Annotated in this window: 16 protein-coding genes and 1 tRNA gene; 2 read left to right on the forward strand and 15 right to left on the reverse strand. The window is 59.0% G+C overall.

Annotation, left to right across the window (positions count from 1 at the left end; translation table 11 throughout):
• Positions 1-120: 120 nt before the first annotated feature.
• Complete coding sequence (gene pgi / locus ACQZ5Y_RS03880; RefSeq protein ID WP_174049161.1) at positions 121-1,746, forward strand: glucose-6-phosphate isomerase; 1,626 nt, start codon at positions 121-123, stop codon at positions 1,744-1,746.
• 90 nt (positions 1,747-1,836) lie between these two features.
• Positions 1,837-2,706 (forward strand): ornithine carbamoyltransferase, encoded by an 870-nt coding sequence (locus ACQZ5Y_RS03885; RefSeq protein ID WP_174049160.1) that lies wholly within the window; start codon positions 1,837-1,839, stop codon positions 2,704-2,706.
• A 16-nt stretch (positions 2,707-2,722) separates the two neighbouring features.
• Here ACQZ5Y_RS03885 and ACQZ5Y_RS03890 read toward each other — a convergent pair whose 3' ends face one another.
• The 15 genes from ACQZ5Y_RS03890 to ACQZ5Y_RS03960 all read right to left on the reverse strand — a co-directional run bounded on the left by ACQZ5Y_RS03890 (position 2,723) and on the right by ACQZ5Y_RS03960 (position 18,291).
• Positions 2,723-3,451 (reverse strand): esterase family protein, encoded by a 729-nt coding sequence (locus ACQZ5Y_RS03890; RefSeq protein WP_174049159.1) that lies wholly within the window; start codon positions 3,449-3,451, stop codon positions 2,723-2,725.
• Complete coding sequence (locus ACQZ5Y_RS03895) at positions 3,448-4,413, reverse strand: acetylxylan esterase (RefSeq protein WP_174049158.1); 966 nt, start codon at positions 4,411-4,413, stop codon at positions 3,448-3,450. Before ACQZ5Y_RS03895 ends, ACQZ5Y_RS03890 begins: the two co-directional genes overlap by 4 nt.
• A 124-nt stretch (positions 4,414-4,537) precedes the next feature.
• Positions 4,538-5,464, reverse strand: a complete 927-nt coding sequence (locus tag ACQZ5Y_RS03900; RefSeq protein ID WP_003514875.1) for a carbohydrate kinase family protein — start codon at positions 5,462-5,464, stop codon at positions 4,538-4,540.
• Between the two features lie 97 nt (positions 5,465-5,561).
• Positions 5,562-6,260 (reverse strand): orotate phosphoribosyltransferase, encoded by a 699-nt coding sequence (locus ACQZ5Y_RS03905; RefSeq protein ID WP_003514873.1) that lies wholly within the window; start codon positions 6,258-6,260, stop codon positions 5,562-5,564.
• A gap of 65 nt (positions 6,261-6,325) precedes the next feature.
• On the reverse strand, positions 6,326-7,363 hold the full coding sequence (pyrC, locus tag ACQZ5Y_RS03910; protein ID WP_174049157.1) for a dihydroorotase: 1,038 nt from the start codon (positions 7,361-7,363) through the stop codon (positions 6,326-6,328).
• Between the two features lie 113 nt (positions 7,364-7,476).
• Positions 7,477-8,514, reverse strand: coding sequence for a 4-hydroxyproline epimerase (locus tag ACQZ5Y_RS03915; protein WP_013635403.1), 1,038 nt, complete (start codon positions 8,512-8,514; stop codon positions 7,477-7,479).
• A gap of 128 nt (positions 8,515-8,642) precedes the next feature.
• On the reverse strand, positions 8,643-9,965 hold the full coding sequence (locus ACQZ5Y_RS03920) for an alpha/beta hydrolase (protein ID WP_013635402.1): 1,323 nt from the start codon (positions 9,963-9,965) through the stop codon (positions 8,643-8,645).
• 189 nt (positions 9,966-10,154) lie between these two features.
• Entirely contained in the window at positions 10,155-11,651 is a 1,497-nt protein-coding gene (locus ACQZ5Y_RS03925) for an acetyl-CoA hydrolase/transferase family protein (RefSeq protein WP_019564400.1), read from the reverse strand.
• A 268-nt stretch (positions 11,652-11,919) separates the two neighbouring features.
• Entirely contained in the window at positions 11,920-12,720 is an 801-nt protein-coding gene (locus ACQZ5Y_RS03930) for a phosphodiesterase (protein WP_065659837.1), read from the reverse strand.
• A 65-nt stretch (positions 12,721-12,785) separates the two neighbouring features.
• On the reverse strand, positions 12,786-14,078 hold the full coding sequence (locus tag ACQZ5Y_RS03935; protein WP_174049156.1) for an ABC transporter substrate-binding protein: 1,293 nt from the start codon (positions 14,076-14,078) through the stop codon (positions 12,786-12,788).
• A 42-nt stretch (positions 14,079-14,120) separates the two neighbouring features.
• Complete coding sequence (locus tag ACQZ5Y_RS03940; protein ID WP_003514860.1) at positions 14,121-14,942, reverse strand: carbohydrate ABC transporter permease; 822 nt, start codon at positions 14,940-14,942, stop codon at positions 14,121-14,123.
• A complete protein-coding gene (locus ACQZ5Y_RS03945; protein ID WP_174042131.1) occupies positions 14,942-15,868 on the reverse strand; it encodes a carbohydrate ABC transporter permease in 927 nt (308 codons plus the stop codon). The genes ACQZ5Y_RS03940 and ACQZ5Y_RS03945 overlap by 1 nt, the downstream gene beginning before the upstream one ends.
• Positions 15,865-17,010 (reverse strand): ABC transporter ATP-binding protein, encoded by a 1,146-nt coding sequence (locus ACQZ5Y_RS03950; RefSeq protein WP_013635397.1) that lies wholly within the window; start codon positions 17,008-17,010, stop codon positions 15,865-15,867. The genes ACQZ5Y_RS03945 and ACQZ5Y_RS03950 overlap by 4 nt, the downstream gene beginning before the upstream one ends.
• A 217-nt stretch (positions 17,011-17,227) precedes the next feature.
• Complete coding sequence (locus ACQZ5Y_RS03955) at positions 17,228-18,040, reverse strand: class I SAM-dependent methyltransferase (protein ID WP_065661433.1); 813 nt, start codon at positions 18,038-18,040, stop codon at positions 17,228-17,230.
• Between the two features lie 174 nt (positions 18,041-18,214).
• Positions 18,215-18,291: transfer RNA gene (locus tag ACQZ5Y_RS03960), tRNA-Arg, on the reverse strand.
• Positions 18,292-18,462 lie beyond the last annotated feature (171 nt).

Below are 18,462 nucleotides of genomic sequence, written 5' to 3' on the forward strand. Positions count from 1 at the left end.
GAGCCGGGTGACCGGCTCTTTTCTTTTCTCCCAGTCCATTTCTTTTACCGAAGTCGCCTTGATTTGGTCGCCTGAAAAAGAATAGTTTCCTCATCCTTCCAGGAAGCCGAGGAGCACGAGATGCAGGCCACCATCGAAAAACTGAAAGCAACGGCAAGCAGCACAGCCGCAACCGATCTGCGCGCTGCTTTTGCGGCCGACGACAAACGATTCAGCCGTTTCAGCGCCAAATTCGATGACCTGCTGATGGACTATTCCAAATGCGCTGTTAATGACGAAATCGTCACGCTTCTCGAACAGCTGGCGCGCGACGGTGGCGTCGAGGCAAAGCGCGAGGAGATGTTCTCCGGCAAGGCGATCAATTTCACCGAAGATCGTGCCGTGTTGCACACCGCACTGCGCAATCGCTCCAACACGCCGGTTCTCGTTGACGGCAAGGATGTGATGCCGGATGTGAACGCCGTTCTTACCGCCATGGGCAAGTTTGCCGACGCCATTCGCTCCGGTTCCCTGAAAGGTGCGACCGGCAAGAAGATCACCGACATCATCAATATCGGTATCGGCGGCTCCGATCTCGGCCCCGTCATGGCGACGCTGGCGCTTGCGCCTTTCCATGATGGTCCGCGTGCGCATTTCGTCTCCAATATCGATGGCGCGCATATTGCCGACACGCTGAAGCTCGTTGATCCCGAGACCTCGCTCTTCATCGTCGCCTCCAAAACCTTCACCACAATCGAAACGATGACGAATGCCGCGACCGCGCGCCGTTTCATTGCCGAAAAGCTGGGTGAAGAGGCTGTGAAGCACCATTTCGCCGCCGTTTCGACAGCGTTGGAAAAGGTTGCCGCCTTCGGCATCGAGAGCGATCGCATCTTCGGTTTCTGGGACTGGGTTGGCGGACGTTATTCGATCTGGTCGGCTATCGGCCTGCCGCTGATGATTGCCATCGGGCCGGAGAATTTCGGCAAGTTTCTGGATGGCGCGCATGCCATGGACAAGCATTTCCGCGAGGCGCCGATCCGTGAAAACCTGCCGATGCTGCTCGGTCTCATCGGATTTTATCACCGCAACGTGCTGAACTATTCCACGCGGGCGATCCTGCCCTATGACCAGCGCCTGTCGCGTTTCCCTGCCTATCTGCAGCAACTCGACATGGAATCGAACGGCAAGGGCGTGACGATCGACGGGACACCTGTCGAAGGCCAGTCCGGCCCGGTCGTCTGGGGCGAACCCGGCACCAACGGCCAGCACGCCTTCTACCAACTCATCCACCAGGGCACGAGCGTCATTCCGGCGGAATTCATGATCGCCGCCAACGGTTTCGAACCGGAACTGCGCCATCAGCACCAGCTTCTCATCGCCAATTGCCTGGCGCAGTCGGAAGCCCTGATGAAGGGCCGCACGCTGGCCGAAGCGAAAGCCCAGCTTACCTCCAAGGGCATGGAAGACAACCAAGCCGATTTCATCGCGCCGCACCGCGTTTTCACCGGCAACCGCCCGTCCATTACCTTCGTCTACGACAAGCTGACGCCATTTGCGCTTGGCCGTCTGATCGCGCTCTACGAACACCGCGTCTTCGTGGAAGGCGTGCTGTTCCGCATCAACTCCTTCGACCAGTGGGGCGTGGAGCTTGGCAAGGAACTGGCAACCGGCCTGCTTCCCGTCGTTGAAGGCAAGGAAAGTGCAGCCGGCCATGACAGCTCGACACAGGGTCTGGTGAAGGCGCTGTCGGGACTGGCGGGGTAAAATCCTTGCTCCCTTGATAATTACGAAAGCCGGAAGGAAACTTCCGGCTTTTTCAATTCAGCATCGATGGAACGCCGATTGGAGGCACATATGGCACTGCGGCAAGGCAAGGATTTTCTGGCGTTTCATGACCTGCCTGAAGATGCGGTGCTGTCGATCATAGACCGTGCAGGCAGTCTGGCGCAGGACTGGTCAAAGGGCACGATGCCACAGCTGCTCAAGGGAAAACGCATCGGGCTGATCGTCGACGACACCGGTTGGCGCAACACCGCTGCCTTCGATCTCGGCATTCAGGCCATGGGCGGTATTTGTGTCACCGTCCCGATCAGCTTTAATGGTCGCGAAGAAATTGCCGACCTGGCGGGCTATCTCGACAACTGGTTCGATCTAGTCATTATCCGCACGAAAGAACTCTCGACCCTCCGGGCGCTTGCGGGCGAAATGCGCGCACCCGTCATCAACGCGCGGACCAAGTCCAATCATCCCTGCGAGACGCTCGGCGATCTTGCCCACATCAAAAGCTTGAGAGGCCGGGTCGACGGTCTCAAGATCGTCGGCGTCGCGCCGGATGCCAATATTTTGCGCTCGTGGGTCGAGGCCTCGATGTCCCTGCCAATTCAGGTCACACAAGTTTACCCCGAACAATGGCACGTCACCGATGCTGCGCTCATCAACCCGAATTTCCGGGCCAGCTCTGATATGGCGGAGTTGCTGGACGCGGATGTGGTCATTACCGATTCCTGGCCCGCCGGTTCGGATCATATCCTGATCGACTACCGTATATCCGCATCCCTTCTCGACAGGATGCAGCCCGAGGTGATCTTTTTACCCTGCCCACCGGTCGCCCGTGGTCAGGAAGTGACGGCAGATGCAATGTCGCATCCGGCCTGTCAAAGCCGGCCCGCAAAGGCATTTCTTCTGCACGCGCAGAATGCCCTGATGGAATTTCTCCTCGCCTGAGGCGGCGCCGGTCGCCTCAGATATACAGCGCCGCCATCTTGCGCCATGCGCCTCCCCGATGAGCACGTCCCTCCCAGACATGCAACTGATGCCCTATCTGCTTGTCGTTAAGAACCCGGCTCAGGTGATGGTTGTTGTCCAAAAACGGATCGGCATCGCCGATGGTGAAAACCATGTCGATGCGGCGGAGGTTTTCAAGCCGCCAGCCGCAGGCGAGGTCCGGCAGAAAGTGGCTCGGCATGTGGAAATAGACTTCGTCATCGTAGTAACCGTCGAACAGATCGCCGAAGGTTTCCACCTTCATCGTCAGATCGTAGCGGCCGGAAAAGGCGACGAGCTTGCGGAAAAGATGTGGGTGACGAAAGACGAGGCTGGCGGCCTGGAACGCGCCGAGACTGCAGCCCTGCACGATGGTATCGCCATGCGGGTTTTTCTCAGCCATGAGCGGCAGCACTTCATTGAGAATATAATCTTCGAAGGCGGCATGGCGGCGAATGCGCTCGGCCGGGTGATTATAGGCCGCATAAAAGGTCTCTTTGGCCAGCCCCTCGATACAATAGAGCTGAAGATGACCGGCCTCCACTTTATCGGCCAGACTGTCGACAAGGCCAAGTTCCTCATATTCGAAGAAGCGCCCGTCGCGTGTGGGAAACATCAGCACCTTGGCGCCAGAATGACCGAATATCAACAGCTCCATATCACGATGAAGCCTTTGACTATACCAGCGGAGATATTCGCGTTTCATGGCACCTTGAAAAACTGTCTGACCTTGTCCCTGTGGACCGCATCTTGGGATGCACTGTCAGCGTATTCGAAATGTCCCGCGTCTAGGATGAAGATTTCATTAAATTTTGAGAACGGCAGGGCATTGGCAACCGCAAACTGGCACGGCGGCGCCACCGCCGGATCGAACAGGGCGGGCGCGACCAGCATCGGCACTTTTATGCGGGAAGCCGCAGAAGCGGCGTCGAACAGACGCAGCATTTCCAGCACATTGGCATGGGTCTTCTGATAGGTCTGGACCGCATCCGCGCTGCCGACGGTCGGCAGCGTCAGCCAGAACGGCCGGTGTCCGAATGTCGGTACGACCAGATGGCCCCGGTCGATGCGCGCATCATATGGTATTGCCAAAGCCCCAATCCCGCCGCCGAAGCTGATGCCGCTGTAACCCACCTGCCCTTCCAGCCATGGATATAGCGTGACGAGCGTGGAGACGGCGATCCACAGATCATCGACACAGCCACCAATGATGTAGTCGTCTTTTCTGTCGATGTTGTAGAGGACATGAAGGGCCGGGTCGGACGAAATCGGCGGACAGGCGCTTAGCGAAAGCCCGCGAAAACAGGGAAACAGCACGGCCGTTTCTTCCACCGGCACGTCGAAATCGGGCTCTCCGCGCCCGCCATAACCATGGCCGACAACAAGTCCGCGCCGCACCTGTCCTTTGCGAGGCACAAGCATCCATCCACCGATGCGGAAGCCGCCGGTGGATGTGTATGAGATATCGAGAACATGCCAGCGGGGATGGCTGAGTTTGCTCTTGCGCAGCACCGGTCGCGGATCCGTGGCCAGCGCGCGGCGATAACGCTTCTTCCAGAAATCATCAAAGCCCGGCGGCGCCTCAGGCGGGATAATGGCCAGCAACTGCTCGCGCCGCATGCCATAGGTCGGGTCGAAATCGAAAGGATGGGTTGTTGGAACGCTCATGCGATGCTTGTTTCGTGAAAGACCGGCCGACACAAGCTTCTTGATATCCAAATATCGGTTTTTTACGACCCTGACCCAGGCAGGAGTGGTGAACCGCCTTTTCAAAACGGTTCAACCATATACTTTACAATCCGATTTCATGCGCGAAGGGCGGATTTGCGCCAGCTCGCGAGACGGTCACCGCAGCAGCCTTTGCGCCGAGCGCCAAAGCCTTTCTGATCTGCTCTTCCGTCAGCGAAGCGACCTGCGCCTTCGTCAGTAGCCCCTGCATTTTCAGCGAGGCGAGAATGCCGGCGTCGAAGGTGTCGCCCGCGCCGACGGTATCGACGACCTCCACCCGCTCGGAAGCCACTTCTACCTTGAAATTGGCGGTGTAACCGACCGCACCCTTGGCGCCACGGGTGACGACGACCAGTTTCGCGCCGTGATGCAGCCAGTGGCGAGCGAGCGTGTCCTCGTCACCTTCCAGACCGAACCACTCGAGGTCTTCGTCGGAGAATTTCACGATATCAGACATGGCAGCCATACGGCGGATGCGGGCCATATGCGACTGCTTGTCCTTGATGAAACCGGGGCGAATATTCGGATCGAGGGAGATGACTCGGCTTTGATGCTCGCGCACCATCAGCGCCTCATAGGTGCTGCCGCAGGGTTCCGGAATGAGGCTGATCGCGCCGAAATGCAGCGCCTCGCAATCGGCGCCCAAGGCCGGAAGCTCGGCCTCGGTGATCATCCGGCCGGCGGTGTTTTCGTCATAAAAGGCGTAGGTGGCATGGCCATCGACGAGCTTGACGAAGGCGATGGTGGTCGGCCGCGAAAGTGTTGCGCAATAGCTGAAATCCACGTTACTCGCCCGCAGGGTTGTCCGCAGGATATCGCCCATCATGTCATCGGAAAGACCCGTGAAGAACGCGGACGGGACACCGAGACGCCCGAGCGCAATGGCCGTGTTGAAGACCGCTCCGCCTGCATAGGGGGCAAAACCCGCCTCACCCAGCGTCGTCTGCCGGGGCAGCATGTCAATCAGGGCTTCACCACAACACAGGATCATTACGGTCCTCCTCAAACAGCAAATCAAATGGACTTAAATCGATTTAGACGAAGATCGATCGGAAGGCCAGCCACAAGCTGGCTGGCCGCATCCGAAATTAAGATTGCGGCAATTCGCTGACGCCGCCGCGCTTTGCAGACCATGGCAACGGGTTATCGAGGAAGGCCTCGACCTCCGACAGGGTCTTTTCGTCGAACAACTTTTCAGCCCGGGCAACAGCCAAAACATCGCGCCAGGTCGTGAGATAATGCAGCTTGACATTGCCATTGGCAAAGCGCGCTTCGGCCTGTTCGAAAATGCCGTAATAGAAGAGCGCAATACCGTGATCGACAATGCCGCCTGCCGCGCGGATGGCGTCGATGAAGGTGAACATCGAGCCGCCGGCCGTCGTCAGGTCCTCGATGACGAGAACGCGGGCGCCTTCCGGCATATGGCCTTCGATCTGGGCGTTGCGGCCATGGCCCTTTGGCTTCTTGCGGCAATAGATCATCGGCAGGCCAAGGCGCTCGGCAAGGAAAGCCGCGAAGGGAATGCCCGCCGTTTCACCGCCCGCGACACAGTCGAATTTCTCGAAACCGGCCTCGCGCATCACCGCCGCCGCCGCAAAATCCATCGCCGCCGAGCGAATGCGCGGGAAGGAAATGAGCTTGCGCATGTCGATATAAACAGGGCTCTTCATGCCCGAAGCGAAGGTGTACGGGCTTTCCGAATTGAAGTGGACCGCCTTGATTTCCCACAACATCTTCGCAACCAGTTCTGCAACGACAGTGCGGTCAGTGAATGTGAAATGGTTCATAGGCGTTCTCCTTTTTCGGCGTTCATAACAAAACCGCCGGCAGTGCCGGCGGTCATTAAAAAAAATCAGCTCACGTCCCAATGAAGCGGGAACATCGGATCGAATACGGTCACCGGCCCGGCGCCCGTCTCGATCTTGGCTGGAAACGACACCGGCTCCTCGCGCTTCACCAGCGTGATCGTCTCCTCATTTGGCGCCAACCCGTACCAGGCTGGGCCGTTGAGGGAAGCGAAGGCTTCCAGCTTGTCGAGAGCGTTTTCCTGCTCGAAGACATGCGCAAGACAGCTCATGGTGTTGATCGAGGTATATATGCCGGCGCAGCCGCAGGCGCATTCCTTCAGCGGATCGACATGCGGGGCGGAATCGGTGCCGAGGAAGAAGCGGGCATCAGCCGAAATCGCGGCCGCACGGAGTGCCAACCGGTGCTCCTCGCGCTTGGCGACGGGCAGGCAGTAATAATGCGGCTTGATACCGCCGACCAGAATGGCGTTGCGGTTGATGATGAGATGGTGAGTGGTGATGGATCCGGCGAGATTGGCCTTGGACGACTTGATGTAGTCCACGCCATCGCGGGTGGTAATGTGCTCCATCGTCACCTTGAGCTCAGGCAGGCGCTGGCGCAGCGGCTCCAGAACCGTGTCGATGAAGGCTTTCTCGCGGTCGAAAATATCGACCTCCGGCGTCGTCACCTCGCCATGCACGCAAAGCGGCAGGCCGATCTTCGCCATGCGTTCCAGAACCGGCATCGCCTTGTTGAAGTCGCGCACGCCGCCGTGGGAATTGGTGGTCGCGCCGGCCGGATAGAGCTTCACGGCGGTGATAAGGCCACTTTTCTTGCCCTCTTCCACGTCGTCGGCCTGCGTGTCTTCGGTGAGATAAAGCGTCATCAGCGGCTCGAAACGGTCGCCCGCAGGAATGGCCTTGACGATGCGTTCGCGATAGGCGCGGGCATCGGCGCAGGTGACCACCGGTGGCACCAGGTTCGGCATGATGATTGCGCGGGCGAAATGGCGGCTCGTATCCCCGATCACGCCTTCCAGCATGGCGCCATCGCGCAGATGCAGATGCCAGTCATCAGGGCGGCGAAGGGTGAGCGACTTCATCGGGATACCTCGGAGCATGACGGAATTGGCGCCCGCTTAGCATCTTTCGTCACAGGAAAACAGCCGCCGAGAGGCATCGGGCGGCTGTAAATGTCATTTTTTTGAAGCGAGCCTCAGATGCCGCCCGCTTCGGGACCCCACACATCCGTCATGGCAAAGCCGTCCGCAAAGGGATCGAAGGGGTCAAGGCCGACCTGGTGCAGCCCGAAGGTGAAACCGCGCCCGGCAATGGTGGGAATGACCGCCGGACGACCTGCCACTTCGGTGACGGCGGAAAGGCCGACATCGAATTCCGAACCGATGATCGAACGGGATTTGTATTCGTCTCCCACCTTCACCTTGCCGCGTGCATAAAGCGTGGCGAGATTGGCGGAATTGCCGGTACCGCAGGGCGAGCGATCCGCCCGGCCCGGCCACATGGTGGTGCAGGTGCGGATGGAACCATCGGCATCCACATCGCGGAACATCACATAGGCCACGCCTGATATGGCGGGGATTTCGGGATGCACGACCGTGATTTCACTGTTGACGAGGTCCTTGAGGATCATGCCCGCAGCAACCAGTTTCGCTGCATTGGCCTTTTCGATGGTCAGGCCGATCTGGCGCACATCGACCAGCGCGTAAAAGATACCGCCATAGGAAATATCCATCGTCACCTTGCCCCATTCGGGCGTGTCGATGGTCACATCCAGCTCATGCACGAAGGACGGCACCATGGTCAGCTTGACCTTTTCGCAGCGCCCGTCGCGGCATGTGGCGGTGGCCTTGACCAGACCGGCGGCCGTTTCCAGAATGACGACCGTTTCCGGTTCCTGCATCTCCACCATGCCGCTTTCCAGAAGTGCTGTCGTCGCGCAGATGGAATTGGAGCCGGAACTGGCATGCGCCTGATCCGGCTGGAGAATGACGAAGGCTGTATGGGCATCCGGGTGCTTCGGCGGCAGCAGAAGATTGACTGACCCCATGGGCGTGCCACGCGGCTCCAGCGTCAGAAAGCGGCGCAGGGCTTCCCCTTTTGGATCGGTATTCATCCAGTTAAGCTGCTCGGCCACGGTGTTGCCGGGAATTTTCGGCGCGCCGCCGGTGACGACACGGCCGATTTCGCCTTCGCAATGAACATCGAGAAGCTGCAGGGTGCGTTTCCAACGCATGGGATCTTACTCCGGAAGTTGAGCTGTTGACCCGACCATATAGGTAAAAATACAAGCTGTATACAAATCTGCGCGAGCTGGATGGCGAAAATCGTTTATGGTTTTCGCCATCCACTTCTCATCGTGATCTAGCGATTGCGGCACTCCGCCCGGTTACGATTGGCGGCGGCGTCACAATTCACTCTCGAAGACTGAACTGCCTGATCGTCCACCACGGAGCCGGCCGTATCACCAACCGATCCGACGGTGTTTTCAACAGAGCGGCCGAGCCTCTCCACCTGCCTGCCGTAATTTTCACGCGTGCGCGGATCGAACACCGCAATGGGCGCGCTGACCACGACGCTTGCCGCCGTTCCGACAGTTTGCGCGGCACCGATGCTGACCGCGCCCAGCGCCTCCCCCAGACCGACATCGGAATCCGTCACAGTCTGGCCGGCAATGAGGCGGTCGCCGATCAAGCGCACGACTTCAGGGCTTTCTGCAAATTTGCCGTGGTTCAACCGGTCACCGGATTGCAGCTTGGTCAGATCAAGAACAGTGATACCGGCCTTTTCCAGCTGGCTGCGATAGGGTTCGACGGAAGGGTCGATCTGGCCCAGACGGTCGACATTGCCGGAAATGCGGCGCGACAGGCTGAGCGCACGGTCATCCTGCGAGACGAACAGGGTGAATTTCGGCGGTGCCTTGCCGAAGCTGGCGAACTGCCGGCTGAACACGTCCACATCGAGATCTGGTGCTGCCAGAATGACATTGCTTATCTTCGGATCGACGCGGCCGTTGCGGATGGCCATCTGGCGCAGCGCCTCCACGGCAAGCCATGTGCCCATGGAATGCGCCATGACCGTGACCTCGCCGATCGACTTGTCCTTTGCCAGACGGGTCAGCATTTCCTCAAGCGCATCGCGCGAGTAATTGGTGCTTTCCTTGTCGTAATTATAGTCGAAAATACTCGCCCGTGACGGCCATGTGAAAACCACAGGCACGACATCCGAGCCGGAATCATAGACGATCTGCGCAAAGCGATAGACCGATTCCTCGTAACGATTGTTGAAACCGTGCACGAAGACCAGAACGCGGCGGTCCTTATGGATATGTTTGCTGATCCAGCTTTTCGTCTCCGCTTCGGAACGAACAGGCTCAACCGCCACCGTGGTGAAGTCCTTCAGAGGGTTAGGCGGCAGCTTCTTCGGCCACTGCACCTGCCCGACCTTGCGGTTGGCCTTGGGCGGAATGGAGATGGTGACGGCATCGACCTTCAAGCCGGTTCCGCGTTCGCCGCCGAAAAGCACGGCGGCATTGTCCGAGGGCGCTCGCGTGGTGGCGACTAGGAGATTGACGGGCGTGGTTCCAGCCACGGTCTGCCCTGTTGGCGTCATGACCCCGATGGGACGCCCCCCGCAGCCAGCGAGCAGGGCAACAATCGCGATTATGGCTACGAAGCGGATGGGCATCACATCATTCTCCTGCAACCCAAAGGCAGCCGGATAGCGGCCAGAGGACAGGAATTTCTACCGGAGGCGGAACTGCCGCGCCAGCAACCATCGCGCAAGCGCGGAGATTTCCGCGCCGGTGTGTCCAAACAGACCCAATTTTTCCGCCTTGCGAAGCCGCGAGACGTGATTGTGGCGTGCAGGCGAGTTCTATCGCTGCGGCAGCATCGTGCCCCTTTCGCGAAGGGCATTGTGCCAGGACAGCGCCTCTTCAATGAGGTGCGGCGTATGTCCGCCGCGTGCCACCGCTCGCTGGAAATAGTCCGTCAGGGCATCGCGATAGTGGGGGTGCACGCAATTTGCGATAACGACCGCAGCGCGCTCACGCGGGGCAAGGCCGCGCAGATCGGCCAGCCCGATTTCCGTGACCAGAATATCCACATCATGTTCGGTATGGTCGACATGGCTGACCATCGGCACGACGCTGGAGATGGCGCCGCCCTTGGCAATCGACTTGGTGACGAAGATGGACATATAGGCGTTGCGGGCAAAATCCCCCGAGCCGCCAATGCCGTTCATCATGTGAGTGCCACCGACATGGGTAGAATTGACGTTCCCGTAAATATCGAACTCCAGCGCGGTGTTGATGCCGATGATGCCGAGGCGGCGGATGACCTCCGGGTGATTGCTGACCTCCTGCGGACGCAGGATCAGCCTGCTCTTGTAATCGGCCAGTCGCGGCATGACCCGTTCGTTCATGGCAGAGGAGAGCGTGATCGATGAACCGGAAGCGAAAGTCAGCTTGCCCGCATCGAAAAGCTCGAAGGTCGAATCCTGCAGAACTTCCGAATACATTTTGAGATCGTGAAACGGCGTATCGATGAAACCGTGCATGACGGCATTGGCGATGGTGCCGATACCGGCCTGCAACGGCTGGAGTTCGTGGGTCATGCGGCCATGACGGACCTCATTCAGCAGGAATTCGGTGAGATGGCCGGCAATCGCCTTGGTCTCGTCATCAGGCGGCAGCACCGTCGAAAAACTGTCGCTCTTGTCGCTCAGGACGATTGCGGCGATTTTTTCCGGCGGCACCGGAATGAACGGCAGACCGACGCGGCTGTCCGTTGCCACCACGGGAATGGGCATGCGGGTCGGGCGTTTTGCGGGGATGAAAATATCATGCAACCCCTCGAGAACGTCGGGTTGCGACAGATTGATCTCAACGATGACCTTTTCAGCCAGAATGGCAAAGCTCGCCGAATTACCGACGGATGTGGTGGGCACGATACCGCCGTCCGCCGTAATTGCAACCGCCTCGATGATGGCCACATCCACACCGTGGATCTGGCCGCCGCGCAATTGCTCGACCGTTTCAGAAAGGTGCTGGTCGATGAACATCACCTTGCCGTCATTGATCGCCTTGCGCAAAGCGGGGTCGGACTGAAACGGCATACGGCGCGCCAGCATGCCCGCCTCCACCATGGTCTTGTCGAGATCATTGCCAAGCGATGCACCGGTCATCAGGGTGATCTTCATCGGGTGCGTCTTCGCACGCTCGGCCAGCGCCAGCGGTACCGCCTTTGCTTCGCCGGCCCGCGTAAAGCCGCTCATGCCCACCGTCATGCCATCCTGAATGAGGCCGGCAGCCTCTTCGGCGCTGACGATCCTGTTCAAGAGGGACGCGTTGCGGATACGCTTTTCAAGCATGCACTTCTCCATGATCTGCATTCCAGATGGCGCGTCACGTGGCTGGCCACCTCACCAGTGACTATGGCGCGGAGTTTCAACGATGAAACTGACATAGATCAAGGGTGTGAACGGGACCATGGCTTTGATCCATCAAATCTGATCGACAGACCGCAAGTGGCGCATCGGCGCGACAGGCTGCGGGGCGATCGCAGCATCGCAGCCGACCGCAACCGCTGATGAGGCGTATGGATCGCCTCGTCGCATACCGGAGGGTTGCCTCAGCTATTCAGGGGCCTTCGCATGCGGAGGCCTGACCCAGCACGACCTGCCCTACCTCGACATCATAGGCACGCAGGCCGAATGTACCGAGGCTGATCACCCGGTAACAGGGGTTGCCGCCGGTCCACAGGGGATCGACAACCTCGATATCTGTGATGAAGCGATGCGCGCAGGCCTGGCCGGAACTATAGGCGATGCCTTCGGCGCTGGTGCCCGCCATCGGAACGTGGATATGGCCAAAAACAATATGGCGCACGCCGGCCGGATGTCTGCCTAGACGCTGCATAACCGCGCCGTCGTCATGCATGCCGATGTTTTCGAAATGCCGGATACCGCAATCCATTGGCGGATGGTGAACGAAAACCGTCACGGGAAGGTCGCCAGCGCCTTCAAGCGCCTTGTCCAGCCATGTCAGGCGATCCGCACCGTACATGCCGCCGATGACATCGGCCTCGTGGCTGTCGAGAAACAGCAGCCGGCCGAATTCGGTATCGATAAAGGACTGGATATAGCCGTTTTCATCCCGTGGCTGTTCGGGAAAGGCCGCCACGAATTCCGGACGGCGGTCGTGATTGCCGAGCATCAGCCGCACGGGCAAGGACACGGACGCCAAAATGTCGCGAAGGAGTTCATAGGCCTCCGGCTCGCCGTAATTGCAAAGATCGCCCGTCATCACCAGAAGGTCGGCGTCTGCGTGTTTTTCGACAATATCTGATATCGCCGCGCGCAACTGCTTCTCGGGATCCACGCCGTTTATCGCGATGCCTGGCGGCAAAAGATGGGTGTCTGTAATCTGGATGATCTTCATTGTCGGTCTCTCTGCATAAAATGGCTGCGGGAATGTGGTTCCCGCAGCCTTTTCCATGGTGTCGCTTACTTCAGCAGGGCGTTGGTCTGCTCGACGATCTGCTTGAGACCGGCTTCGGGCGACACTTCACCGCGCATGACGGTGCCGATGATATCGCGCTGGGTACGCCAGATGCGGACGGAATCACCACCGGGATAACCGGCCCACGGCAGAGAACGATCAGCCTGCAGCGAAGCTGTCTTCACATTCGGGTTCTCGGCGTAATAGGGAGCCAGGAAGTCGGCGCCGGTTGCCAGCTTGTTGGTCGGCAGGTAGCCGGTGATGCGCACGATGGTGTTCTGCGCCTCGGGGCCGGTGATCCACTTCAGGTACTTCCAGGCAGCATCCTGCTTGGCTTTTTCCTGCGTCAGGATAACGGCAGAGTTGCCGCCGGTCGGCACGCCGCCCTTTTCCTTGTTGTCGAGCGGGAAGGTTGCAGTCTTCAGTTTGAAGCGATCGCCAACCAGACCTTGGATTGTCTGAACATGAGCGGGCGTCGAGAAGATGAAGCCGGTAAGGCCTGCACCGAACTGCTGGCGCGACTGGTCCCAGTCGAGCAGGTTCTGGCCACCTTCGGTGACGAACTGGCGGGTCATCTTCAGGGCGTTGAGGCCGATCTCGTTGTCGAACGCAACGGTCTTGGTCTTTTCGTCAACGAGCTTGCCGCCCTGTTCGAAAACGAGCGCCTGCCACAACCAGTCATCCGGCCAGCCATTGATGTCGTAGCTCATGCCCGCAAACTTCGGGTCGAGTGCCTTGATCTTCTTGGCGAGAGCGATCAGCTCCGGGAAGGTCGTCGGCATCTTGTCCAGGTCGCCGCCAGCCTTGGTGACGAGGTCGGAGTTGATGTAGATGATCGGCGAGGAAGCGTTGACCGGCAGGCCGTACTGCTTGCCGTCGATCTGGCCGAGAGCTGCCATCTTCGGGCTGTAGTTCTTGTCGAGGAAGGCCTGACCGCCTTCAGCCTGGATGAAGGGGCTAAGATCGGTGATCTGGTTACGCGGTGCGAGCGTGTGCACCAGTTCCGCCGTCAGATTGTAACCCGAGAAATAAACATCGGGCAGATTGCCGGTGACGGCGGAGCGCAAGACCTGCTGCTGGCCTTCATTGTAGCCTGCGGCCGGAGCGAGGAAGTTGATCTTCACATCCGGGTTCTTCTTCATGAATTCATCGGCCAGCGGCTGATGAAATTTCGTGAAACCCGGCAGGTTGTAGAGAACGTTCAGCGTGATTTCGTTGGCAAGAACCGGCGTTGCGAGGCCTGCAAAGGCCACTCCGAGTGCCAGACCGCCCATCAGAGCGCGTCGGTTGATTTTCATGTCATTCTCCAAAATGGGTTGGGAGGAGGAGTTCGAACGACGTCACTTGACGCCGGTCATGGTAATACCGGCGATGAAATGCCGCCGTGCGAGGAGGAAGCACAGCACCATTGGCGCGGTAATCAGTGTTGCGCCCGCCATCAGGGCACCGTAATTGGCGCCGGATTCGACATCCGCAAAAAGCATCATGCCGAGCGGCGGCGGGGCGAGATTGGTGTCGGAGACCACGATCATCGGCCAATAAAGGTCGTTCCAGTGGGCGACGAGCGAGAAGATCGAGAAAGCCGCGAGCGAAGGCAGCGAGCCGCGCAGCACCAGTCCCCAACAAATCTCCATTTCCGAAAAACCATCCATGCGGGCCGCTTCGATGATTTCATCCGGGTAGCTGCGGAAGGACTGGTTGAACAGGAAGATGGCGAAGACCGACAGGAAGAACGGCATCATCATCGCGAAATAGGTGTTCAGCAGTTCCGTCTTCGCCAGACCGACGAAAAGCGGCAGGGCAAGTGCCTGAATTGGCACGCAGAGTGCCGCGATGATGAGACCCAGCAGCAGCTTGCGGCCCGGAAACCTGAGCTTCGCCAGCGCATAGGCCGCCGGCACCGATGTCAGGACCTGTACGACGAGGATACCGACGCAGACGATGACGCCGTTCAGCATGAAACGTGCCATCGGCACCTGGCTCGCTGCGCGGGTATAGTTTTCGACGGCATCGAATTTCGCCGGGATCGGCCAGAGCGAGACGTCGAATATTTCCGCAGGCGAGCGGATCGACGTCAACATCATCCAGTAGAACGGCAGGAGCATCACGAAAGCGCCAAGTGCCAGCACGAGATGCGGGAAGTATTTGCGGAGCGCGGCCATCAGTAGTGCACCTTCCGGTCCATATGCAGCGTCTGGCCGATCGAGAGGATCAACACGATAGCGAGGAAGATCACCGTCAGCGCGGCGGCATAACCGGTGTTGGAATATTCGAACCCTTCAAGATAGAGATCGAAAAGCAGGGTTTCGGAACCGAAGCGGCCCTTGGTCAGCACGGCAACCGTCTCGAACACCTTGAAGGCCGAGATCGAGGTGGTGACCACGACGAACATCGTCGTCGGCCCCAGCATCGGCCAAGTCACCGTCAGGAACCGGTCGATTGGGTTTTTCGCGCCGTCCAGTCTCGATGCCTCGTGCAGATCCTTCGAAATGGCGGTGAGGCCGGCGAGGAACAGTACCATGTTGAAGCCCAGAACCTGCCAGACACCCATCAGCGCCATGGTGGGAATGAGCAGGACCGGGTTGGAGAGGAACGCGACGGGCTCGAAGCCGAACCACTTGATCGCCGCATTCACCGGGCCAAGCGAAGGATGCAGCAGAAATTGCCACACGGTCGCCATGGCGACGAGCGTTGCGGTGACGGGCAGGAAATAAGCGACTTCCCAGAAGGCACGGCTGCGCTTGCGATTATAAACGAGCAAAGCCACGCCGAGCGCCAGGAAAACGCCGAATGGAATGACGATGACCGCATAAATGGCCGTATTCGCCAGCGCGCGCAGGAAGACCGGGTCGTGGAAAGCCTTCACGAAATTGTCGAGACCCACAAAGCGGGTGGAGAGTGCGCCGAGCTTGTAATCTGTGACGGAAAAACCGGCCAGAACGAATATGGGAACGATATAGATCGCCAAAAGCAGCAGACTTGCCGGTGCCGCGAACATAAGGCCACGCCAGATCATCCGCCGGTCCGCCTTCGAGAGGCGCGGGCGAGACTTTGCGCGCGTGGCCGAGGAGAAATCAGCCGCCGTCATGCCGGCACCATTTCACGCACCGTCGTCTTGCGACGCAGGCCGTCTGCGGCAAAAAGATGCACGCGCTCCGGCGCAAAGCCGAGGTTCATCACGCCGTTCTCATCGGCGCCCAACACCTCGCCCGCGGCCTGACGCAGGGTAATGGCGACTGTCTCGTCGCTCAGAAGACGGCAGTTCACGAAACGGTCCGCGCCATGGGTTTCGCTGCGGGTCACCCGCACCGCGAAGCCTTCGGCACCCGGGCGCAGATCCTCGGCGCGAAGACCAAGCGTCGCCGGGCCGGCATCACGACCAGAAGCCTCGACGCCAAGATCGCGGCCGAAAGCCGTGACCTTACCTCCAGCATGGATTTCCACCGGCAGCAGGTTGATCGACGGCGTGCCAATAAAGCGCGCAACCGTCAGTGTCGCCGGTTTCCGGTAAAGCTCGTCCGGCGTGCCCAGTTGCTCGATACGACCTTCCGACATCAGCGCGATGCGGTCCGACATTGTCATCGCTTCGATCTGGTCATGGGTGACGTAGATAAACGTCGCGCCCAACCGCCGGTGCAGCCCGGCAAGCTCCTCGCGCATGTGGGCGCGAAGCTTTGCATCTAGGTTGGAGAGTGGTTCGTCCATGAGGAATGCGGCAGGCGAGCGCACCAGTGCCCGGGCTAGCGCCACGCGCTGGCGTTGGCCGCCTGAAAGCTGGGCCGGCTTGCGGTCCAGCAGATGCGCGATCTGCAGGGTCTCGGCCGCCTGTTCGACGGCAGCATCGATCTGGCGCAAAGTTTCGGCAGGCGCCGCAAATCTTCCGATCAGTGGCAAGCGTGCAGCAAGCGGCAGACGTCGCATCCGAAGCGGCGTCGCAATGTTCTGGCGCACGCTCATATGCGGATAAAGCGCGTAGGATTGAAACACCATCGCCAGATTGCGGTCACTTGGATCGATCTCCGTCACATCCTGACCGCCGATCGTCACCGAACCGCGATCCGGCGTTTCCAGCCCCGCGATGATGCGCAGCAGCGTTGACTTGCCGCAGCCGGACATGCCGACGAGGGACAAAAATTCTCCGGGGCGGATGGAAAGATCGATCTCTTTCAGAACATCGTCAGCTCCAAAGCCTTTTCCGATACCCGAAAGTTCAAGTGATTGTGGCGTCATTCTGCGCTCCTTTTCTGGAGCGCATATGCTTATATTGTATGACAATATGACGAAGGTTTGCAGAAAGTTCCGTGACACTGAAAAGCCCGGCAATCCCGGCTCATCGCCATGCCTTGCGATGCCGACCTTCACAAAAATCCGCTAATATCAGGGGGCAGTTCGACTATCCGAGCTCGACGCTTGTTCACCGACCCTGCGAGCCTCGCGGGCCCGGTTTCTAAACGGCTGCAAGAATCACATGAGCCTGAATTTTGGTGACGACTTCGTCGCTGCCATAGCGCGCTTCAATGGCGGATGCGGCGCAGTCCGTCGCGGCTTCAAGTTTTCCCGGCGCTCTGGCTTCGATTTCGGTCCGGAGAACGGTTCCCTGACAATAGGCGATGGCAGGAATGCGCGGTGACGATGCACGGCTTTGCGCCGCTATCGTCTCGATCACCACCCGAGAGAAGCCGGCAGTTTCCAGCTCACCACGAATCAATGTCGTATCGTGGTAGCCGTGCGGGGTGCGGACCATGAAGCGCGGCGGATCGTCGGGAAACAGGCTTGCAAGGGCGTTCGTCACCTCATTCGCGAGATGATTCTCCTCGATGCGGTCCCATACGTTGAATAAATAATGGCCGCCGGGCTTCAGCACCCTCTTCGCTTCGCGATAGGCAGACGGGCGGTCGGGAAAAAACATCGCACCGAACTGGCAGATAACGAGATCGAAAGCAGCATTTTCGAACGGCAGCGCCTGAGCGTCGGCTTGGCGCCACTTTATGCGATTGTCGGGCATCTGGCGCGACGCCGCAAAGTCGAGCATCGGCTGGTTGAGGTCTGTCACGACATAGTTTGCCGCGGGCGGTAATCCTGGTGCCAGTTCACGCGTGACAACCCCGGTACCTGCGGCGATTTCCAGAACATTGATTGGCGTCAACGCCGCCGCCCGCCGTGCCAGATCGCGGGCGAATGGCTCGAAAATCAACGGCACCATATAGTGGTCGTAGTTTTCCGGAATAGAGCCGGCAAAAACCTTGTCCGTTTCCAACATGGCTTTCACCCTGCGGTCAGCTGATGACCCCGGAACTTTAGCACATATAAGGGAAATTCGGAATCTGTTCGGCCACGTGAGTTTTACGTATATGCCAACGGTGCCGATATTCTATCGACACGACAAACAGCTTTAGGCAAAGGCAGTATCATAGTATTTTTGTGGGAAGAGAAATGGCGCACCCGAAGAGATTCGAACTCCTGACCCCCAGATTCGTAGTCTGGTGCTCTATCCAGCTGAGCTACGGGTGCGTGCCGTTCCGGTCATTTCCGGTGGCGTGGCGATCCTCTAAAACGTCCTCATTCCGATTGCAAGCGATTTCGTTTCGAAATTGTCATTTTTCCGCAGCAATTCATGTATCTTATTGATTATACTAGAAATTCCATCAAGGGCATTTTTGAGTGGCCATATGGGGCGCATAT

Source organism: Agrobacterium sp. A3-95, assembly GCF_053521785.1.